The 19,351-nt window shown below is 44.8% G+C and carries 15 protein-coding genes and 4 pseudogenes; 2 read left to right on the top strand and 17 right to left on the bottom strand.

Annotated elements, in window-relative coordinates:
* Positions 1–14 precede the first annotated feature (14 nt).
* The 6 genes and pseudogenes from AC6I2O_RS12285 to AC6I2O_RS12310 form a co-directional block, all read right to left on the bottom strand.
* Positions 15–1,133: a sensor histidine kinase gene (locus tag AC6I2O_RS12285; RefSeq protein ID WP_497742785.1), complete on the bottom strand. Its 1,119-nt coding sequence runs from the start codon at positions 1,131–1,133 to the stop codon at positions 15–17.
* Complete coding sequence (locus AC6I2O_RS12290) at positions 1,130–1,795, bottom strand: response regulator transcription factor (RefSeq protein WP_497742786.1); 666 nt, start codon at positions 1,793–1,795, stop codon at positions 1,130–1,132. Before AC6I2O_RS12290 ends, AC6I2O_RS12285 begins: the two co-directional genes overlap by 4 nt.
* Before the next feature lie 95 nt (positions 1,796–1,890).
* Positions 1,891–1,977: pseudogene (locus tag AC6I2O_RS12295) on the bottom strand (TnpV protein); the annotation flags it as partial.
* A gap of 64 nt (positions 1,978–2,041) precedes the next feature.
* Positions 2,042–2,161 (bottom strand): annotated as a pseudogene (locus AC6I2O_RS12300) (S-adenosylmethionine synthetase N-terminal domain-containing protein); the annotation flags it as partial.
* Between the two features lie 117 nt (positions 2,162–2,278).
* A complete protein-coding gene (locus AC6I2O_RS12305; protein ID WP_497742787.1) occupies positions 2,279–5,458 on the bottom strand; it encodes a UvrD-helicase domain-containing protein in 3,180 nt (1,059 codons plus the stop codon).
* Positions 5,459–5,859: 401 nt separating this feature from the next.
* The gene (locus tag AC6I2O_RS12310; RefSeq protein ID WP_120391739.1) at positions 5,860–6,297 is read right to left on the bottom strand and encodes an Rrf2 family transcriptional regulator; all 438 of its coding nucleotides are present in this window, start codon (positions 6,295–6,297) and stop codon (positions 5,860–5,862) included.
* A 510-nt stretch (positions 6,298–6,807) separates the two neighbouring features.
* Between AC6I2O_RS12310 and AC6I2O_RS12315 the strand changes: the two are divergent.
* A pseudogene (locus tag AC6I2O_RS12315) lies at positions 6,808–7,224 on the top strand (ATP-binding protein); the annotation flags it as partial.
* A 209-nt stretch (positions 7,225–7,433) separates the two neighbouring features.
* Here the strand turns inward: AC6I2O_RS12315 and AC6I2O_RS12320 are convergent.
* From AC6I2O_RS12320 to ppdK, 10 genes and pseudogenes are all read right to left on the bottom strand, one after another.
* Positions 7,434–8,147 (bottom strand): annotated as a pseudogene (locus AC6I2O_RS12320) (transposase).
* 166 nt (positions 8,148–8,313) lie between these two features.
* On the bottom strand, positions 8,314–8,844 hold the full coding sequence (locus AC6I2O_RS12325) for a GNAT family N-acetyltransferase (protein ID WP_120391741.1): 531 nt from the start codon (positions 8,842–8,844) through the stop codon (positions 8,314–8,316).
* 24 nt (positions 8,845–8,868) lie between these two features.
* Positions 8,869–9,630, bottom strand: coding sequence for an MBL fold metallo-hydrolase (locus tag AC6I2O_RS12330; protein ID WP_497742788.1), 762 nt, complete (start codon positions 9,628–9,630; stop codon positions 8,869–8,871).
* 20 nt (positions 9,631–9,650) lie between these two features.
* Positions 9,651–10,133, bottom strand: a complete 483-nt coding sequence (locus AC6I2O_RS12335; protein WP_497742789.1) for a GNAT family N-acetyltransferase — start codon at positions 10,131–10,133, stop codon at positions 9,651–9,653.
* 33 nt (positions 10,134–10,166) lie between these two features.
* A complete protein-coding gene (locus tag AC6I2O_RS12340) occupies positions 10,167–10,769 on the bottom strand; it encodes an alpha/beta hydrolase (protein WP_497742790.1) in 603 nt (200 codons plus the stop codon).
* 122 nt (positions 10,770–10,891) lie between these two features.
* On the bottom strand, positions 10,892–11,425 hold the full coding sequence (locus tag AC6I2O_RS12345) for a GNAT family N-acetyltransferase (protein ID WP_497742791.1): 534 nt from the start codon (positions 11,423–11,425) through the stop codon (positions 10,892–10,894).
* A 4-nt stretch (positions 11,426–11,429) separates the two neighbouring features.
* The gene (locus AC6I2O_RS12350; protein ID WP_497742792.1) at positions 11,430–11,783 is read right to left on the bottom strand and encodes a DDE-type integrase/transposase/recombinase; all 354 of its coding nucleotides are present in this window, start codon (positions 11,781–11,783) and stop codon (positions 11,430–11,432) included.
* Positions 11,692–11,901: a hypothetical protein gene (locus AC6I2O_RS12355; RefSeq protein WP_497742988.1), complete on the bottom strand. Its 210-nt coding sequence runs from the start codon at positions 11,899–11,901 to the stop codon at positions 11,692–11,694. The genes AC6I2O_RS12350 and AC6I2O_RS12355 overlap by 92 nt, the downstream gene beginning before the upstream one ends.
* 81 nt (positions 11,902–11,982) lie before the next feature.
* Complete coding sequence (locus AC6I2O_RS12360; protein ID WP_497742793.1) at positions 11,983–12,267, bottom strand: transposase; 285 nt, start codon at positions 12,265–12,267, stop codon at positions 11,983–11,985.
* Positions 12,268–12,511: 244 nt separating this feature from the next.
* Entirely contained in the window at positions 12,512–15,151 is a 2,640-nt protein-coding gene (ppdK, locus tag AC6I2O_RS12365; protein ID WP_497742794.1) for a pyruvate, phosphate dikinase, read from the bottom strand.
* 714 nt (positions 15,152–15,865) lie between these two features.
* Between ppdK and AC6I2O_RS12370 the strand changes: the two genes are divergently transcribed.
* Positions 15,866–17,779 carry an alpha/beta hydrolase family protein gene (locus tag AC6I2O_RS12370; protein WP_120391783.1) on the top strand — a complete coding sequence of 638 codons (1,914 nt, stop codon included), beginning with the start codon at positions 15,866–15,868 and terminating at the stop codon, positions 17,777–17,779.
* 215 nt (positions 17,780–17,994) lie between these two features.
* Here the strand turns inward: AC6I2O_RS12370 and AC6I2O_RS12375 are convergent, their stop codons facing one another.
* A complete protein-coding gene (locus tag AC6I2O_RS12375) occupies positions 17,995–19,236 on the bottom strand; it encodes a 6-phosphofructokinase (protein WP_120391784.1) in 1,242 nt (413 codons plus the stop codon).
* Positions 19,237–19,351 lie beyond the last annotated feature (115 nt).

A 19,351-nucleotide genomic window follows, 5' to 3' on the forward strand; every position in this document is an offset into this window, starting at 1 on the left:
TTCACTATGATGGGCTATTTTAAATTGATAATAAATTTCATTCCTTGTGGATGTTTCATAGGAATAAATGAATATGAAATATCCATTGTATGAAACAAGGTTGCGACAATGTAAAGTCCAAGCCCATTTCCGCCATTATCACGGTTTCGGGAAAAATCTGGACGATAAAACGGCTCAAATAAATGTCGTAATATTTCATCAGAAATAGGCTGGCATTCGTTTTCGATAATAAGATTTTTTTCATCAAAGTATACATAAATTGTTTTGCCTGTTTCTGTATATGCTACCGCATTGGAAAGAATATTGGAAATAGCTTTTTCAAACAAATGCTGTGGCAAAACTGCCGAAAAATCATCAAACAATTCCAGTCTAAATATAATACCCTTCGCCTTTGCAATCAACATATATGGTTCGCATAAAGCAGAAATCACTTCTGATAAATTAGTTTGTACCGCTGTTTCCTTTTCGGATGATATGCTTAGCCTTGAGGTTTCAAGAATATCATGTATCATATCAGCAAGATATTCCGTCATTTCTTTACATTCTGGCAAGTAAATATCATAGTCTTTATATTTTCCAATACCGAGTATCATATTTTCTAAAGTAGCATTTAAAGCCGTAACAGGCGTTTTTAATTCGTGCGAAGCAATCCGCAAAAAATCAACTTTTGATTTTTCACTTTCGCTTACATATTGTTTTTCAACTTCAAGATTATGAATTGCTGACAGCAGGCTTTGATACAAATAGTTTATATTATCTGCCAACGCACCGATTTCATCTTTTGAGCTAATAGTACAGACAGCATTTTTCTCCATTTGTGCCATTTGTTTTGTTGCCATATTGATGTGCTTAATTGGAACAGTTATTTTTCTGGAAAACCAAAAAGAGCAAACTATGGAAATAATAATACAGCAAACAAGAGATACTGGCAGAGCATCTACGATTGTCTGCTTAACATAAGGTGCTACATTAATATCTGTGCTGAAAGATATTTGCTCACTTGCCTTAATCGTAACATCCATAATTTCGTGTGGAATGAATAAGTAAAGCAAAAGATGGGCAACCCCAACAATAAAGAGCATCAATCCTAATGTATATATAAAAGTCTTTGGAAATATCTTTATTTTCTTCATGTATTCACCTCATACTTGTAACCTATACCTTTAACAGTAACGATACATTCAAGTCTTAGTTTCTTTCGCAAATTTTTAATATAAGTATCTATTGTCCTGTCAATAATAGGATAACTATCCCCCCATAAATCATCAAGTATTTGAGTGCGGGTAAGAACCAATCCTTTATGTTCCACAAGCAACTTTAGCAAATCTATTTCTTTTGGAGTAATATCAATTTTTCCATTACTATCCTTTGCAGAATAACCAGAGAAATCCACAATTACATCGTCAAATGCTATTGTATTAGGCAATATCCCTTTTCCACTTCTTCTTAAAAGAGCTGTGATACGCCGACCCAATAAAACCATAGAAAAGGGCTTTGTGATATAGTCATCTGCTTGTTCATCAAAACTTGTAACTTGGGTATATTCATCTTCAATCGCTGTTAGCATAAGTACAGGAACAGAGCTTTTTTTCCTTATTTCATGCAAAACGGAAAGCCCCGATATTTTAGGGAGCATAATATCAAGCACAATTAAGTCTATATTGCATTCATCAAAAGATTGTAATGCAGCAGCACCATCATACGCTGATATTAGCATATGCCCTGCTGATTTTAGATACTCACATATTGCTTCGTTTGTTTTTCGGTCATCTTCAACAATGAGTAATGTTGCCATATAAATCACCTCTTTTTAAGCATACCATACTAATGTGGAATGGGTGTGAAATTGTTTTATTTCTTTTTTGGCACATTGGAGTTCTTTCTACGCGCATCGGCGGGTACAGTTAAGCACGGTATTAAGTAATCGCCTTGCCGTTCGTATTTGACGCCCACTTCCTCAAAAATCGTCTTTTCCATTGTCTGTTCCCTCCACATTCTTTTTTATTTTGAATGTCCACAAAATCCGTCCTACTCACTTCGAGGCCACTCTGGACTGTTCATCCTGTTTCAGACACGCATCCAGGATCGCATCTGAAATCTGGTCGCACAATTTGTTCGGGTGACCTTCAGTTACTGCTTCTGCTGTATAAAATTTTTGCATATAAATTTCCTCACTTTCATACAAAAAGACAGGATACCTTCCTTTTTACGGGAACATATCCTGCCTTATCACTTAAAAAAACCACGGAACTCTTTTCATTCATGATACCCTCTTGGTTTAGCTGATATAATCAAACAAACTCATCTGCCGGCAGCTCTCCCGCTTTTTGCGTCTGCTCTCATCTTCCCGCCGGATTGTCTCTTCCGGCAAATCAACCAGGAACCCCGATTCCTCCCCGGAGGTGGTCACGATCAGCTGCTCCTTTGCCCGGGTCATGCCTACATAAAAGAGCCGCCTCTCCTCTTCCTGGTCTGCCGGGTGCTTTTCACTTTCATACGGAATCATGCCTTCCCGCACGCCGTAAACGAAGGTAACCGGAAATTCCAGGCCTTTGGAACCGTGGAGTGTCATTAACGTAACCGTCTCTGCCGTATAATGGCGACCGCCGCAGCGCTTCAGATCGCTCTCCACACCCAGACACAAAGCGCTCAAAAATTCCGTCATCGTCTGGTAAAAGACGGTCATACCGGCCAGCTTTTTCATCGCGCCGTTTTCCTCCAGCTGCATTTCCTGCATCCAAAGCTCCAAAAACTTCTGCGGCTTTTTCTTCTGAAACGCAGGGCGCAGCTTCTCCGCCATACCGTCCATCACCGCCAAACTGATTTCATTTTCATCTAAATTCCACAGTGTTCGCAGGCATGGTCCACGCTCCGACAACGCCGCCGGATTCTCCAGGTATCGGAAAAATTCCAGGCTTGCCCGCACCGTCTCATCTGCCAAAAAGGACTCGCGCCCGGCAACAACATAGGGAATCCCTTCCTGCCGCAGGCATTTTTCCAATAGCTCGCCCTGTCTGTGTGTCCGATACAGAACAGCTATCTCGCCAAAGCCCCGGAGCTTTCCATCCTGCATGGTTTCCGCCGCCTCGTCTGCCTCCAACATTCCAATTCCGCCGGCCAAACGGCTGATCTCCTTAGCCACAAATATGGCTTCACCCATCTCACTTCCCGCTTTTACAAGCCGCACTGGGCCACCCGTCTCACAGTTTGCATGCAGGATACGCGCCTCGCCGGGATTGCGTGAAATTACTCCCAGGGCCGCATTCAGGATTTCCGGTGCTGACCGGTAGTTTTCAACCAGGCGGACAATCCTCACCTCGCCAAACTCCTGGCTAAGCCGGGCAAAACATCCGCTGTCAGCTCCACGGAATCCATAAATCGACTGGTCGGGATCGCCAATCACAAATAGTTCCCTTCCGCCCTCATTCCATGCTTTCATCAGCCGGTATTGCAGCGGGTTTATGTCCTGAAATTCATCCACCAACAGATAGGTAAACGGTTTCTTGCTCTGTGCATCTTCACACTCCATAAGTTTCACTGTTTCCAGCAACAGATCATCAAAATCCATCTGCCGGCTGCTTTTTAACTTTTCCTGATACAGTTCAAATGCACGTTGCAGCTCTACATCTTCAAATTCCTCAATACCTGACTTTATCCTGGAAATCTGCTCCAGGAATACCCGCGGCTTGACCGTAAGGCCGTTTTCCTCAATTACACACCGTGCCTTTTCCGCTGCTTCTGTCTCATCAATAAGAGAAAATTCCAGCCCCCGGGCTTTTAATACATTCAGACAAATCGCGTGAAAGGTACCGATCTGCATGCTTTGCAGCTTCCGCCTGCCCCCAAGCTGTTTCTGCAGTCTCTCTCTCATTTCTGCGGCGGCCTGGTTGGTGAAGGTCACGGCAGTGATTTCACCAGGCTTTACCCTTCTCTCCCTAAGCAGGTACAGCAAATGAGAAATCAAAGTTTTCGTCTTTCCGGTTCCGGGGCCTGCGATCACCGCGATTCTTCGGTCCACTGCGCGCACAGCCTCTTCCTGCAGAGGATTTAATTGCGCAGCAGAAGACACAGAGGTCAAGGCAGGTGCGGGTATCAGCTCTGGCGCAGCCTTTTGCATCTTCTTGGCCGAAACGGCAATCTCCCGTACAATCTCAGTCTTCTTTTTCTCCTCCTGTCCAACCCTCAGCATACTGAAAAAATCCAGCTGTCCTTCTGCGGATGCCAGCTCTTCTTCCCGGAACAGCTGAATCGTTCCATATTCGCCGTCAAAGCCAGGAATCCGCTCTACCTCTCCGGCGCGCAGCCGACCGATCCCCTCTGCAATCCGACTACCTGTCACTCTTTGAATTTCTTCTGTCGGAATCGTTCGCAAGATTTCAAATTCTGGACCCAGGCGCAGCAGCAGATTCTGATATTCCTTCTGCACCACGCGGCTCTCCGCAGAACGGCCCATAGACGCACCGATCACCTCCGGAAGGGGAACCAGGCTTTCAAACGCTTTCGCATTTTCCCGGACAAATCCCTCGCACCGATCAGACAGCTGTTCTATCCGGTGCGACACTCCAATCGTAATCTTTTTCCCGCATACCGGACAGATTCTGTTATATTTTTCCGTCTCCTGCGGGGTTAGACAAAGGTTGCATTTCCGGTGCCCGTCCATATGGTACTTTCCTTCCTCCGGGAAAAATTCAATCGTCCCGTACAGCCCTTTTCCCGTCTGAATCGCTTCCCGCAGCCCCTCATAGCTCAGCGGAATATCCAGCAGATTGGCCTCCCGCCCCAATTTTGCCGGGGAATGGGCGTCGGAGTTCGAGATCAGCTGGTACTTGTCCAGGGCAGAAACCCGCCAGATCATCGGCGGATCTGAGGAAAGCCCCGTCTCCATTGCATGAATATACGGCGACAGATCTTCAAAACATTCCTCTACGGTATCGAACCCGGAAAATGCACCGAACAGAGAAAAATGCGGCGTCCAGATATGCGCCGGCACATAAACAGATTCCGGACACAGCTCCAGCAAAATCTCCAGAAGCGAATGACAGTCCAGTCCCAGAATCGGGCGGCCGTCGGAATGAATATTTCCAATCAGCTCCAGCTTTTTGGACACAACCTCCGCTGCCTCCAGACCAGGCAGCAAAATCAGACTGTGTACCTTGCGCACCCGGTCATTCTTTTTATAAATCGAACTGATCTCCCCGGTAATTACAAAACGGGGCAAAAACGAATCCGGCGTTATTCCATCCGAAATCCGATATTCCTCCTTTAACACATACAGACCGTCTTCAGCAGGAGTCAGCTTTTCCTTCAGTTCCTCCCGCCAGGCCGGATGGGTAAAGTCCCCGGTCCCCACGATGTGAATGCCTTTTCTGCGCGCCCACAGCTCCAGATGCTCCGGTGTACACTCTCTGCTCGTTGCCCGGGAATACCGGGAATGGATGTGTAAATCTGCTATATACATAGTTTCCTCCGTATGTAAAATTATTCTTTTTACAGTGATAAGCTAGGGCATTGATAATTTCTCCAAAATACATTATAGCAGCCCCTGCTGCAGGCTGCTATAACATTCTTTTCTTAATTTTTTATTTAATAGGCTGCTCCATATCGTGGCCACACATCATTTTGCTGCCGGAAGATGATTCATACTTATTTCTGCTCCGGTCAGAGAAAGCTTGTCATGAAGCTCCGTTCTTGCATCTGGTCCCACACTGATTTTGTTATAATTCGCCATAACATTTCCTCCTATTGGTTGTAATAATTATAGATACATCTATATCTATACTACCAATCCGTTGTAATGTCAATGGTTATATCAAAATTCATCTAAATTTCACCCCACATCCAAGGGAAAGGTACCTTACTCTATTTTATCTTAATTAATTTTTCCGCGTCATTTATCACATCCTGTATTGTCACTGACTTCATTTCATTTTCCATTGCTCTTTGAATCTCTTCAAGCCTCGTATCTAAAATAGCATGGATATTTTTTCCTACCGGACAAAGCTGATTGGGATTTTCATGAAAATGAAAAAGTGCTCCTTCCTCCACGCACTCCGCAGCGTTATAGACGTCAAGCAACGTGATCTCGTCAAGGGGTTTTTCCACACTTGTACCACCGCTGCCCCGCACAACATTTACAATTCCGGCTTTTTTTAACTGCTGTAATAATCTTCTGATCACAACAGGATTCACATTCACACTCAAGGCAAGAAAATCGCTCGTCACTTTATAATCATTTTTAAACGTTTCAATACAAACAAGTACATGTACCGCAATCGTAAATCTGCTTGAAATCTGCATCTAATACCTCCGCCTGCCTTTTGTCACAAACTTGGACTGTTTTCCGGTAAAGTATAGCAGAAAAATGCCGGTTTCTCAACTCTGTTTTCCTCAATAGAAAAGTCTTTCGCTGCCCTTCGTGCAGATAATCGCCATTCTTCCTGAGAAGAATCAGTGGGAAGACTTAACTATTGATGTGTGCCTTTGATACATGCATATTATAACGATAAAAAAGAAATCATTATTTAGAAATACTGAAAACCTACCGCGATATACCACTGTTAAAAATCCTTACAGGGATTCGCCTCTGTGGGAAATCCACGATTTTAGAAACGTTACAGGACGATTTGATAAAAAGCGGCACTCCCGCCGATCACATTATCGTATGCGCTACTATCTTCTGCTTGACGAAGTACAGGAAATCGCAGGCTGGGAAAAGCAGCATTTTAGCTTCATACAAAAAAGCATCATGGCAATGCCAACTTCAATGGAATCCCCCTTCCTACCTATTTATGAAAGCTTGAAACTTTAGACTGTGATGCACGGGATATCAGTAGAGAGAAGATCGCAAATCTTGCAACCATGGGATTCGTAGGTGCTGCAACAAACCTGATCATTACAGGCCCGACGGGTGCTGGGAAAACCTATCTTGCATGTGTCCTGGGTGTAGAAGCATGTAAACAGACTTTCTGGACATGTTATATCAGAATGCCGGATATGCTGGGACATTTTCAGACCCACAAAGATAACCTCAGAAAGCAGGTACGATACCGGAAGAAACTGGGAAACTATAAAGTGCTGATCATAGATGAATGGCTGAACTATAAGATCAATGAGAAAGAGTCAAAATTCATATATGAGTTGGTAGAACAACGTTGTGGAAATAATCCGACGATTTTTCAATGTAGTAAGAAAGAAAAATATGAGGTGAAATTTATTTGCCATTAATTTGAAGCTGTTATTTTAAGCTTTGTTCAAGTTTTATGCAAAACGCAAAAGAGGGTATGAAGAAAAGTCTGTAAATAGGATTCTTCTATGATAAGACTTGGTGGAATGCTTAAAAATTAGATATTCCACCTTTGTTTTATATATACCATCCAGAGGATGGTATGTCAATAACAGGCGGCTTTTCCGCCTGTTTTAACCAAACTGTTTTTTTATTCTGGAAGCCGTCCCTCATACATAATACTCCGTTCACCGTAGACCAGGCCCCAGTTCCGGATGGTAGTAGTCCACTTTTTTGTTGCTTCAAAAGTAGCCAGATACAGGGCTTTCAGCAGCGCTGTGTCGCTCGGAAATACGCTTCTCTTCTGGTTTAATTTCCGATACGTGGAATCCAGGGATTCTATGGCATTGATCGTGTATATGACCTTCCGGACATCTGCTGAAAACTTGAAGATCGGAGAAATAGAATCCCAGTTATCCTTCCAGCGTTTCATGGAATTCGAATATTTTGGTGTCCATTTTTCTGTTACCCTCTCAAGGGCTGCCAGAGCTTTCGTTATCTCCAACCTGAATGGTAAGGACTTCCTTTTTTCCTTCCGTATTGATTCCCAGGATCACATATGCCGCTAGTTTGCGAATCATTCCGTTATCCCGGACAGAATAGTGGATTTGCGATCCTGAGGGACCTCAATCTCCATGGTGCCATAACTGCTGTTTACGCGTTTGCGTTTGTAGCCATTTCGGTAATCCTCGTTATCAGAGCGTTCAGATCTTTCATATCCCAGATGATCATCCATTTCTGCTTCCATCATTTCTTTGATCGTTCCACCCAGAAGATCTTTCAGCGCATCCTGAATATCTTCAGCTGTCTGAATATCGTATTCTTCCAGGAGCTGATGGATAATGTTACGTTTTCCTTCTGTCATTTATACCCGATGTACAGGTTTCTTCTCTCTTGCCATAATAAATGGCCCTCCTATGATCATTTTGATTTTATCATAGAAGAACCCTTCAATCACATATTTACAGAAAAAGTTTCACACTCCCACAAAGGCGCTACCCTCCAGATTCTCCAGTCAATACTTCAATATCTCATTCGGCTTCATATCCCCCTATACTTTCCAGATTCTTTTTATAAATCTCCAATTCATAAGTTTTCCCACTGCGCTGGTCTGTCCTCCGCTCCGAATGCTGATAAGTAAATCCACAGGATAAGGCCAGTGCCCTTGAAGCAAGATTCCCTGTCCGTGTAGAATAATAAAATTCCTGCCCGTCTAAAGAAATACAGTATTCCATCAATAAACGCAGTATCTGTTTCCCATATCCCCTTCCCACATACTCCGGTCCCAAGGCAATACCAGTCTCATGATAAATATGCGGCTCTGTTTCCTCCACTCCGGCAAAACCAATGGCCTGCCCGCTGCCCCTCTCATAGACCAGCCACGCATCATGGGTTTCCTGCCATGCAATCGTCCTCTGTATCCTCTCCCTGGCCCCATCCTCATCAGCCGTCACTTTCCATACCATATATTCTGCTGTTTCCGGCCTTGACCAGACATTCCGGTATATCGATCTCCAATCCTCATATTTTGCCTTTTCAAGAATAATATCTTCTGTCTCCATCCTGCCTTCCTCCCTCATCCCCCATCACAGCCAGACCGCCCAGTCTCCGTAATCAAAAGTCCCGCTTCCATGACGCAGTTTCCCGCTCTCCTTCAATCCCTGGAAAGCATCTCTCATACGGCCGATAATCTCCGGCTGGATATCCAGGGAATGGTGCGCCGGAAACACCCTTTCCACAGGAAGAAACGCCATCTTTTCCAGTGAGGAAAGATAAGCTCCCGGATCTGTAGATGGATAATACGCAAACAAGGTATCCTTGTAGATCAGATCCCCTGTAAAAAGATATCCACGCTCCGGTTCCCAAAAGCACATATGCCCCGGTGAATGTCCCGGCGTATGAAACACCTTTATCGTCCTTCCGCCAATGTCAATCTCTTCTCCACCGTGCAGAACCACGGACGGCCTCCCCTGGAACATCTCATAGCTGCCCACATCATAACCTTCCGGCAGTTCACAGCGGTCAACTACCATGCCCCTGACCGTTTCCATAGACAAAGGGAACCCGCCCGACAGCCATCCCAATTCCTCTTCATGGGCATAGAAATCTGAAAAATATTTATGCCCTCCGATATGGTCCCAATGGATATGCGTGGCAACAGCCGTAACCGGCTGGTCTGTCAGCTTCACCACCTCGTCATAAATATTACAGATCCCAAGCCCCGTATCGATCAGCAGGCTCCGCCCGGAACCATTCAGCAGATAACAATGTGTTTCTTCCCAATGCCGGTATTCGCTGATGATATAAGTACCCTCATCTATCCTGTCAACAGTAAACCATTTATCCATCTGTTCCCTCCTGAAAATCTTTATCCCTTTCCACCTGCCGCCTTTTCCATTGTATGGTAACAGAGATAGTCCCCGCCCCCTGTCTCAATTTTCTCATAGTTTTTTATCCGGTATCCCCGTTTCAAATACATACTTTCCGCCGGAAAAGACGCATCAATATGTACTGCATGATATTTCCTGAAAACCATATCTTCCAGGAAATCCATCAGCCTGTTTCCATAACCCTTTGCCTGGTATTCCGGTAAAATAAACAGCCTGCAGATCTCATTCCCCCGAATACTCCCGGTTCCCACAATTTCCCCCTGTACCTCCGCAAAATAAATATCTTCCCTGGCAAGTGCTTCCCTTACCCTCTGTTCGTTATGCAGGTCCAGAAAAAACTGTACCGCCCCAGAAGGATAATAATGGGGATAGACGGCCCTTATTGTCTTCTCCACAATCTCCGCAACCTTTACCGGACATTCCGCCCGCTTCAACTCCATACTAAAATCCACATTCCTCATCTGGCTGCCTCTTTCTCTCCAATTTATATCATTTTAACATATTACCCTTTTCATCCAGCCATCTAAAAAGGCAAGCTGTTCATCTGTATGAAACCAATGCTCCCCATTTTCCATCACGGTAAGAGCCGCATGATGACTACTGACAAACATGTCCACTGTCTGACGGGATATAAGAGCATCGTTTCCTGCATATAAAATCTCCGTAGGAATATTCCATGTTATTGGATTATCCCTGACGAAACATAAATATGTCCATGATAGCTTTTCTCCAAAATCAGTAATAATTTCCTCCTTTTCGCACAGTTCCCTCTCCGATACATCCGCCCACCTCATCATATCCAGTATAAGCCTTTCCATATCAAGTACAGGCGATATAAAGAAAGCCTTCTCAATATCACAATTCTGTAATGCGTGCATTGCAAAGTAAGCGCCTATACTATTCGCAATGATATAAATATGGTTGTATCTTTCACAGGCTTTATCGTATGCCGCCCGGATCTGATCCTGCACAACCCACGGGACATCATCCTGGTAGTCTATCCCAACCATATCAAAGCCCATACAATTTTTCTTGTACTGTTCACCTTCCATATAACTTCCATTTTTTCCATGAACATATAAAATTACTTTTTCCATAAAATCGCCTCCATATAGCCAGGATCATCCCTTTCTCCGCTTTAATCGTTTCATTCCTAATAGAAAGCTAAACCCACCAAGCAATACAAAGAATAACCATACCGCATTCCAATAAATTGAATCTACGTCAAACATCCACAACAAAAGTTTATTCCAAAATTCCAATCCAGACGCAATCGCGTATAGATCACTTTCCCGTTTTTTACTGCATTATTTCTTAACGTCCCCTCATACTGAAAACCTGCTTTTTCCAGGACACGACAAGATGCCATATTATACGCAAATGGCTCTGCATAAATGCGGAGAATATCACTTTTCTCAAAAACACATTCGCAGACCTGTTTTACAGCCTCTGTCATGATTCCTTTTCCCCAGTATCCTTCCGCAATATAATATCCCAACTCGGCTGTCCGCCTGTGGATATTCCCCTGGCGGAAAACACCGATACTTCCCACCACCCGTCCATCTGCAGTTATGGCAAAAGCAAATGTTTCATTTTCATCCGCAGACAGCATAGCAGAAATAAAGTCCACCCCGTCTTGTTTCGTATAAGGATACGGCAGCCCATCTCTAAAATTATCCTGTACTTTTCTATTGGAAAAAGCATTTTCTCTGACTTCCTGCGTTTCTATTATCTTTTTATTGGTAGGCGTCAATAAATCACAAAAGACGAGTTGTGCCGCTTTTGTGTCGGCGTGTTCCTCCCAGATGCGCTAAATATTGTCCACGCAGGCGTTGACTGTTGTGGTTGTAGTGGTCAAGCATTTTTGTAACGCTTATGGCTAAAAAATTTATTTTTATATTTATGAGGCATATCCCGCCTGATAAGGTGTACGGTAGCCCTGCTCTGCTCATACTCTGGATTACATGGACGGATTCGCAGAATTCTACAAACGCTTTTGATGTATACTGGGAACCATGATCACTGTGAAGGATCAGACCTTCCCTGATTTGCCTGTTCTGCACGAAATTCCTGCCCGAGCTTGTTTTCAAAGACTTTGTGCGGTTTCCCACGCCGATAACCCGGTCTCTTCGGACGGACGAGGAAATACAGTCTCTTTTCCGTATTCATGTATTTTTGCACGGTAGCTGCGCTGTAATGACATCCGCTGCGTGCCAGATAGACAGCCATAGTCCGGTATCCTGACACGCCGTCTCAGCAGCCTGCGGACGCCGAATTCTCTGTTATGCTGTTCCATAAACCGATAAGCCTCTAATCGATTTCCTTTGCGAAGAATGCCGCTGCTTTTTTTAAGAAAAGGATCTTCTTTCGAAGTTCCTCATTTTCTCTTTTTAGCTTAAGCCTCTCTTTCATGTTAGCATATTCTGTTTTCGTATCGGGGCTTGTCGGGCATTCTTCTTTCAACTCATTACACCAGCGTCGGATGGTTTCTTTGGAAATGCTGTATTCCGTGGTGATGCTTTTGATCGTTCTTCCCTCTTCCAGCCGGAGGCGGACAATCTTTTTTTTAAATTCAGGAGTGTAATTCTGTGGCATAATAAGTACCTCTTTTCTTTATAGTTGAATTATATCTTATTAGCCACTTCCGTTACAACTTTAGTTTATCACAACACCACATACAAATGATTTTTCTTTTCTCTCATAAAGCCCACCATCCTTTTTTGACTTCATTATATAGACGAATGGCAGAATGTTCAAAGCTGCAAATTAGGTCAAAAAAATAAGCGTACCACTATTTCTAATGATACGCTTATGATTATTTAGATATAAACATCAACGGTCAAATCTTCCCATTGATTTTTTCTAAGATAGCCGCCTGTGCCGCTGCCAGTCTCGCGATCGGTACGCGGAACGGTGAGCAGGATACATAGTCCAGACCAAGCTTGTGGCAGAACTCTACGGATGACGGATCACCGCCGTGCTCGCCGCAGATACCTACATGAAGGTTCGGATTAGCTGGTTTTCCAAGTGCGATTGCTGTCTCCATCAGCTTTCCGACACCTGTCTGGTCAAGTTTTGCAAACGGGTCGTTCTCAAAGATTTTCGCATCATAATATGCATTCAGGAACTTCCCTGCATCGTCACGTGAGAAGCCGTAGCACATCTGCGTCAGGTCGTTTGTACCGAAGCAGAAGAAATCAGCCTCTTTTGCAATCTCGTCTGCTGTCAGTGCCGCACGCGGAATCTCGATCATAGTACCTACCTGGTACTTCAACGTGGCGCCTGCAGCTGCGATCTCTGCGTCTGCTGTCTCAACAACCGTCTTCTTTACATATTTCAGCTCCTTGTTATCGCCAACAAGCGGAATCATGATCTCCGGGCATACGTTCCAGTCCGGATGAGCCTTCTGTACGTTGATCGCTGCACGGATCACAGCCTTTGTCTGCATGGCTGCGATTTCCGGATACGTAACTGCCAGACGGCATCCACGGTGACCCATCATCGGGTTGAACTCATGCAGAGAATCAATGATCGCCTTGATGACGTCAACGCTCTTGCCCTGTGCGGATGCAAGCTTCTCAATATCAGCTTCCTCGGTCGGAACGAACTCATGGAGAGGCGGGTCCAGGAAACGGATCGTAACCGGATGTCCTTCCAGTGCTTCATACAGAGCTTCAAAATCACTCTGCTGCTCCGGAAGAATCTTCTCCAGGGCTGCTTCTCTTTCTTCTACTGTCTCAGAACAGATCATTTCGCGGAATGCCGCAATTCTGTTGCCCTCAAAGAACATATGCTCTGTACGGCAAAGGCCGATTCCCTCTGCGCCCAGTTCACGTGCCTTCTTCGCATCCTGCGGTGTATCTGCATTCGTGCGGACACCCAGTGTTCTATATTTGTCCGCCCATGCCATAATACGGCCAAACTCACCTGCAATCGAAGCGTCTACGGTCGGGATAATGCCATCATAGATATTTCCGGTGGAACCATCAATCGAAATGCAGTCTCCCTCATGGAATTCCTTACCGCCGAGCGTGAATTTCTTGTTTGCCTCATCCATCACGATCTCACCGCAACCGGATACACAGCATTTACCCATACCACGCGCTACAACTGCTGCATGGCTTGTCATACCGCCGCGAACCGTCAGGATACCCTGTGCGCTCTTCATTCCTTCGATGTCCTCCGGAGAGGTCTCCAGACGAACGAGAACTACCTTCTCGCCTCTTGCAGCCCAGTCTTTCGCATCCTCAGCCGTGAACACAACCTTTCCGCATGCAGCTCCCGGTGATGCGCCAAGCGCCTTACCCATCGGAACCGCTGCCTTCAGTGCTTCCGTATCAAACTGCGGATGAAGCAGCGTGTCGAGATTACGTGGGTCGATCATGGCAACAGCTTTCTCTTCTGTAATCATGCCCTCATCAACCAAATCACAGGCAATCTTCAGCGCGGCCTGAGCCGTTCTCTTGCCGTTACGTGTCTGCAACATATACAGATGCTTGTCCTCAATCGTGAACTCCATGTCCTGCATATCTCTGTAATGATCTTCCAGAGTATTACAAATCGTAATAAACTGGTCATAAACCTCTGGCATAACCTCTTTCAAATGTGCGATCTTCTGCGGTGTGCGGACACCTGCCACCACATCCTCGCCCTGTGCATTCAGAAGAAATTCACCCATCAGGTGCTTTTCACCGGTCGCCGGATCACGTGTAAATGCAACGCCTGTACCGGACGTATCGCCCATATTTCCAAATGCCATCATCTGAACGTTTACAGCAGTACCCCAGGAATACGGGATATCGTTGTCACGACGGTAAACGTTTGCACGCGGGTTGTCCCAGGAACGGAATACAGCCTTGATTGCCTCCATCAGCTGTACCTTCGGATCTGTCGGAAAATCATCGCCGATCTTCTCTTTGTACTCAGCCTTAAACTGGTTTGCCAGCTCCTTGAGATCCTCTGCTGTCAACTCCACATCCTGCGTCACGCCTTTTTGCGCTTTCATTTTGTCAATCAGCTCTTCAAAATATTTCTTGCCTACTTCCATAACTACATCGGAGAACATCTGGATAAATCTTCTGTAGCAGTCCCATGCCCACCGCGGGTTGCCTGATTTTGCTGAGAGCACTTCCACTACATCCTCGTTCAGGCCCAGATTCAGAATAGTATCCATCATACCAGGCATGGATGCTCTTGCTCCGGAACGAACAGAAACGAGAAGCGGATTTTCTTTATCACCAAATTTCTTTCCGGTGATGCTTTCCATCTTCTCGATCGCTTCCATGATCTGTGCCATGATCTCATCATTAATCTGTCTGCCATCCTCATAATACTGGGTACAAGCTTCTGTTGTAATCGTGAAGCCCTGCGGTACCGGAAGCCCGAGATTCGTCATCTCTGCGAGATTCGCTCCCTTGCCGCCCAGAAGGTTGCGCATGTCTGCATTACCCTCTGTAAACATATAAACCCATTTTGTCATGTTTCAACTTCCTCCTACTATAGTAATTGCTGAATCCGACTGCAGAACACATGCAGCCGCTCATCTGTCTTTAATTGTAACATATTTCCTGTTCCAGTCAAGGAAATACTCGTCAATTTTATGCATATTTTCAAAAACAATCATCTTTTTTGTGAAAACTTTGTCAGTTTCAACGATGGACAGGCCAAAAATTGTCACAAAACAGAAAAAAACAGCTCAGAAAAGGCTGACGTCTTTTTCTTTGTATCGCTTTAAAAAGATGAACTTTTCCGAATACAGGATTACACGCTTGTCTACTGCCTCTTTTTCAAATATATAAGAACCTTTTATAATACAGTGCGCTTCTACAGTTGTTGTGAATATATGGCTCCAAATGATTCTGAAAGACTGTATGAAAAGGTTTTTAGCTAACTGCGGTTTGAAAAATCAAAAAAAATTATATTTTATCCAAAAAAAATAAACTTTTAAAATGTTACAGTTATAATTATTAAAAAAACATACAAAATACTAATTATTTTCCGTATTTTTATTGTGATTTTGGTGATAAAATATGCGCACTAAACAATGATCTCTCGGAATTTTGATTGATCAGACCAGCGAAACTCTGGCGTTGGACATTGACAAGTAAATATTATCCGAATTGGAATCAGGATAATATTTACGAAGATTTTCAACAAGGTTTCAAGAGATCATTAAAATAAAGGAGGAAGTATAATGAAAAAAGATCTTTGTAAAATGTTGGCTCTTACCGTTATGCTGACGGCCTGTGCGCCGAGCAGCGCCCTGGCTCTGGATTACAAGGCTACCCTTGGCAATGAGCCGACCTTTGAAACTATAACGGAAGCTCGTGCCAATGCGCCTGCGGCACTGCAGCCTTTTGCCAGCAAGACCTATGTAGCTCATCCGGTAATGGATGCATTCCCGGGCGACACGACTTATGTTTACCGCAGCGCTGATATGTACGGCATCAATGCAGCTGTTCGCTTGAATACCAATATCGTAGTGTATTCAGACAAGAGTTTTGCTTCCAAGGATGAAGCTCAGGCATACCTGAAGGAGCTGGGTGTTATTGACATCATCGATCAGGCGCGCGGTAGCGTGATCTTGGTGACACCGTCTGATCCGGAAGCAGGCTTTACGGCTGCTGATCAGAAGAATTATTATGCATTGCAGACCGCCATGTTCGCAATCAATGCAGCGGGCACAAAGGACGGAGAAGATGTAAGCTATGTAGATGCTTCCTACTACGGCGGCTTTGGTTTCTACTATGTAATCGGTATTGACGGAGGTGCTACCTTCTTGAACAACTATGTTGCCGGAACACAGGATTATGTGAGCCGTATTGCTGGTATGCTGCTGATTAACGGCGATATGGAACGCATTAGTACTGTTGCAGACAGTGTACCGGTTTGCCTTGTAAATAGCAACGAAGACATTATTGCCAAATACTGTGAAGCCAACGGCGCAAAGGCTCAGCATATCACAGCTGACTCGGTTGAGTGGTACAACCAGGAATATCCTGTACGTAGGGTTGTTTCCATGACGAGCGACGCTCCGGCCAACGAGCTTATCAACAAAGCATATTATGGTCTGTTCGTGAAGGCTGTCCGCGGCCAGGAACTGAAAAGCGGCCTCAATTCCGCTTCTACTCCATATCAGGGCTATGGCAATGACTGCGCACCATATTCTCTGTCTGAGCGTAACGCGTTGATCAATGGTGTAACAGCTGATGGTATCTATGAAATCACGACGAAGAGTGAAGAACTGAGTGAGTTCACCAACGCTGAGGGTGAATACGTTCAAACTTGGTTTGAGTACCTGCCGGAAGAGGTTAAAAACAACACTGCACCTGCCGGCTCAGTTCCGCTTTTGCTGTGTGTACATGGCGGCGGCGACGATCCGCGTCAGTATGTAGACGGCCAGGGATGGCTGGTGGTAGCCGGTAAAGAGCGTATCGCTATTGTTGCTCCGGAATATTCCAGCATGAACAACTTCTCCGAAGATGGACGCGCTGCATTGAAACAGGCATTCCCGGCTCTGGTTCGCCTTATGCTTGAAAAATACCCTGCGCTGGATGCTTCCCGCGTATATGTAAATGGCTACTCCATGGGCAGCCTTGGTACCTGCGAAACTATGTACGGCGATCCTGGCCTGTTCGCAGCTGCTTATCCGCAGGCTGGTATCATGAATGCCGGCCCGACAGAGGAAGAGCTTACAGCATTTGACAATGTACGTCTGCCGATCTGTATCTCTACTTCTGAGTACGACATGGGATTTAACGTAGATTCAGTGACTCATGACATCGTTCCGGATTTCTACAATCTGGTAAGCAGCTTCAAGCAGCTGAACAAGATGGAAGCCCTGCCGGAGAATCCAGACTTTGAGAAATATCCGATGGTAGGTTTTACCGCAGACGTAATGGGCTCTTATGTAATGAACGATGAGTACACAAACCACTATTGGTACTTCTTAGATGAGAACGATGTACCAATGGTCGGCTTCCAGTATATTGACAGCATCGTTCACTGCCTGTACCCGCAGTACGCAGGAATGGTTTGGGATTTCTTCGAGCATTACTCACGTAATGTGGAAACCGGTGAAGTGATCTACAACGCAAATGTACAGTAACTAAGTATATGAAGGAAAAATTTGCAGATGGTATCACAACACTAGAGAATGTGAAACTTTTTCTGTAAAATAACCACCAAAAGGCTCTTCTATGATAAAATAAAAACCATAGGAGAGCCTTTACTATGACACAATGAATCAGGCACAGGAATTTCATCCCTGTGCCTGAAAACAGCTTTCTTCAGCATCTGCCAAAGTCATATTTCAAAGCCTGCTTATTTCGCAACAACTTTCTTCAGATGTACAAATCTCGGAAGAGAATTTTCTTTCTTCATCTGGATTTCACCCTGGATCAGCGGAAGTGCGTACTCGATGTATGCATCTGTCACATTGTTGCCACGCTCATTGATCCATTCCACCGGAACCTTCTTCTCGTAATTTGCTACAGAAGATAGCTCCAGAAGATCTGCTTCACACTTGTAACCGTTCTCATCACGTGTACATTTGAAGCCTACCATCTTGTCTGTAACGCCTGCAACTGCTTCTTTTACAGCTGTCTGTCCAGCCATGAAAGATTCCTCAGAGTCTGTCTGGGATGCACAGTGCTCTGCACATCTCTGAAGCAGAGAAAGCTCGATCGGACGAACCTTTACACCCGGAATTGCTGTCTTAACAACATCGCCAAGCTTCGCAGCCAGTCCACCAAGCTGTGCATGTCCAAATCCATCAGTAGCAGAAGTCTTTGCTTCGGATACAAAAGTACCGTCTGCATAATGAATACCCTCAGATACTGCAACCAGAACGTTGTGGTTCTCATTCCAGAGTCTCTCAACATCCTCAAGGAACTCTTCCTGATTGAAGTCTACCTCCGGAAGGTAGATCAGGTCCGGACCGTAGCCGGTAACGCGAGCCAGAGAAGCAGCGCCTGCAAGCCATCCTGCATGACGTCCCATAATCTCCACGATCGTAACCTGTCCTTTGTCATAAACGTGTGCATCCTGATATACCTCTACCATAGAAGTAGCGATATACTTTGCTGCAGATGCAAATCCCGGACAGTGGTCGGTACCAAAGAGGTCATTGTCAATCGTCTTCGGAATACCCATCACGCGGCACTCATAACCAACCTTGTTCATATATTTGGAAATCTTGTTACAGGTATCCATGGAATCATTTCCACCATTGTAGAAGAAATAACGTACATCATACTTCTTGAAAATCTCAAGGATTTTCTTGTAATCCGTATCATCTACATCCGGATCTGCAATTTTATAACGGCAGGAACCCAGTGCGGATGACGGTGTGTATCTCATGATAGCAAGCTCTTCCGGATCTTCCTCATCCATTACATAAAGCTTGTCCGTGAGCACACCAACGATACCATTTGCTGCACCATACACTTTCGTGATCACGTCAGAATCAAGACCAGCCTTGATCGCGCCATAGCAGCTGGCATTGATTACTGAGGAAGGTCCACCGGACTGTCCAATGATCATTGCACCTTTTAATTCACTCATTTTTTCATCCTCCTAAATATTGGTAACCACAGCTGCCGCAACATGCCGCAGCTGTCAATTACTGGCCATAACTATATCCTAGCGGATTATATCAAAATTTCATGATACCCGCAAG

The sequence above is a fragment of the Blautia sp. St.27G3 genome (genome assembly GCF_059728505.1).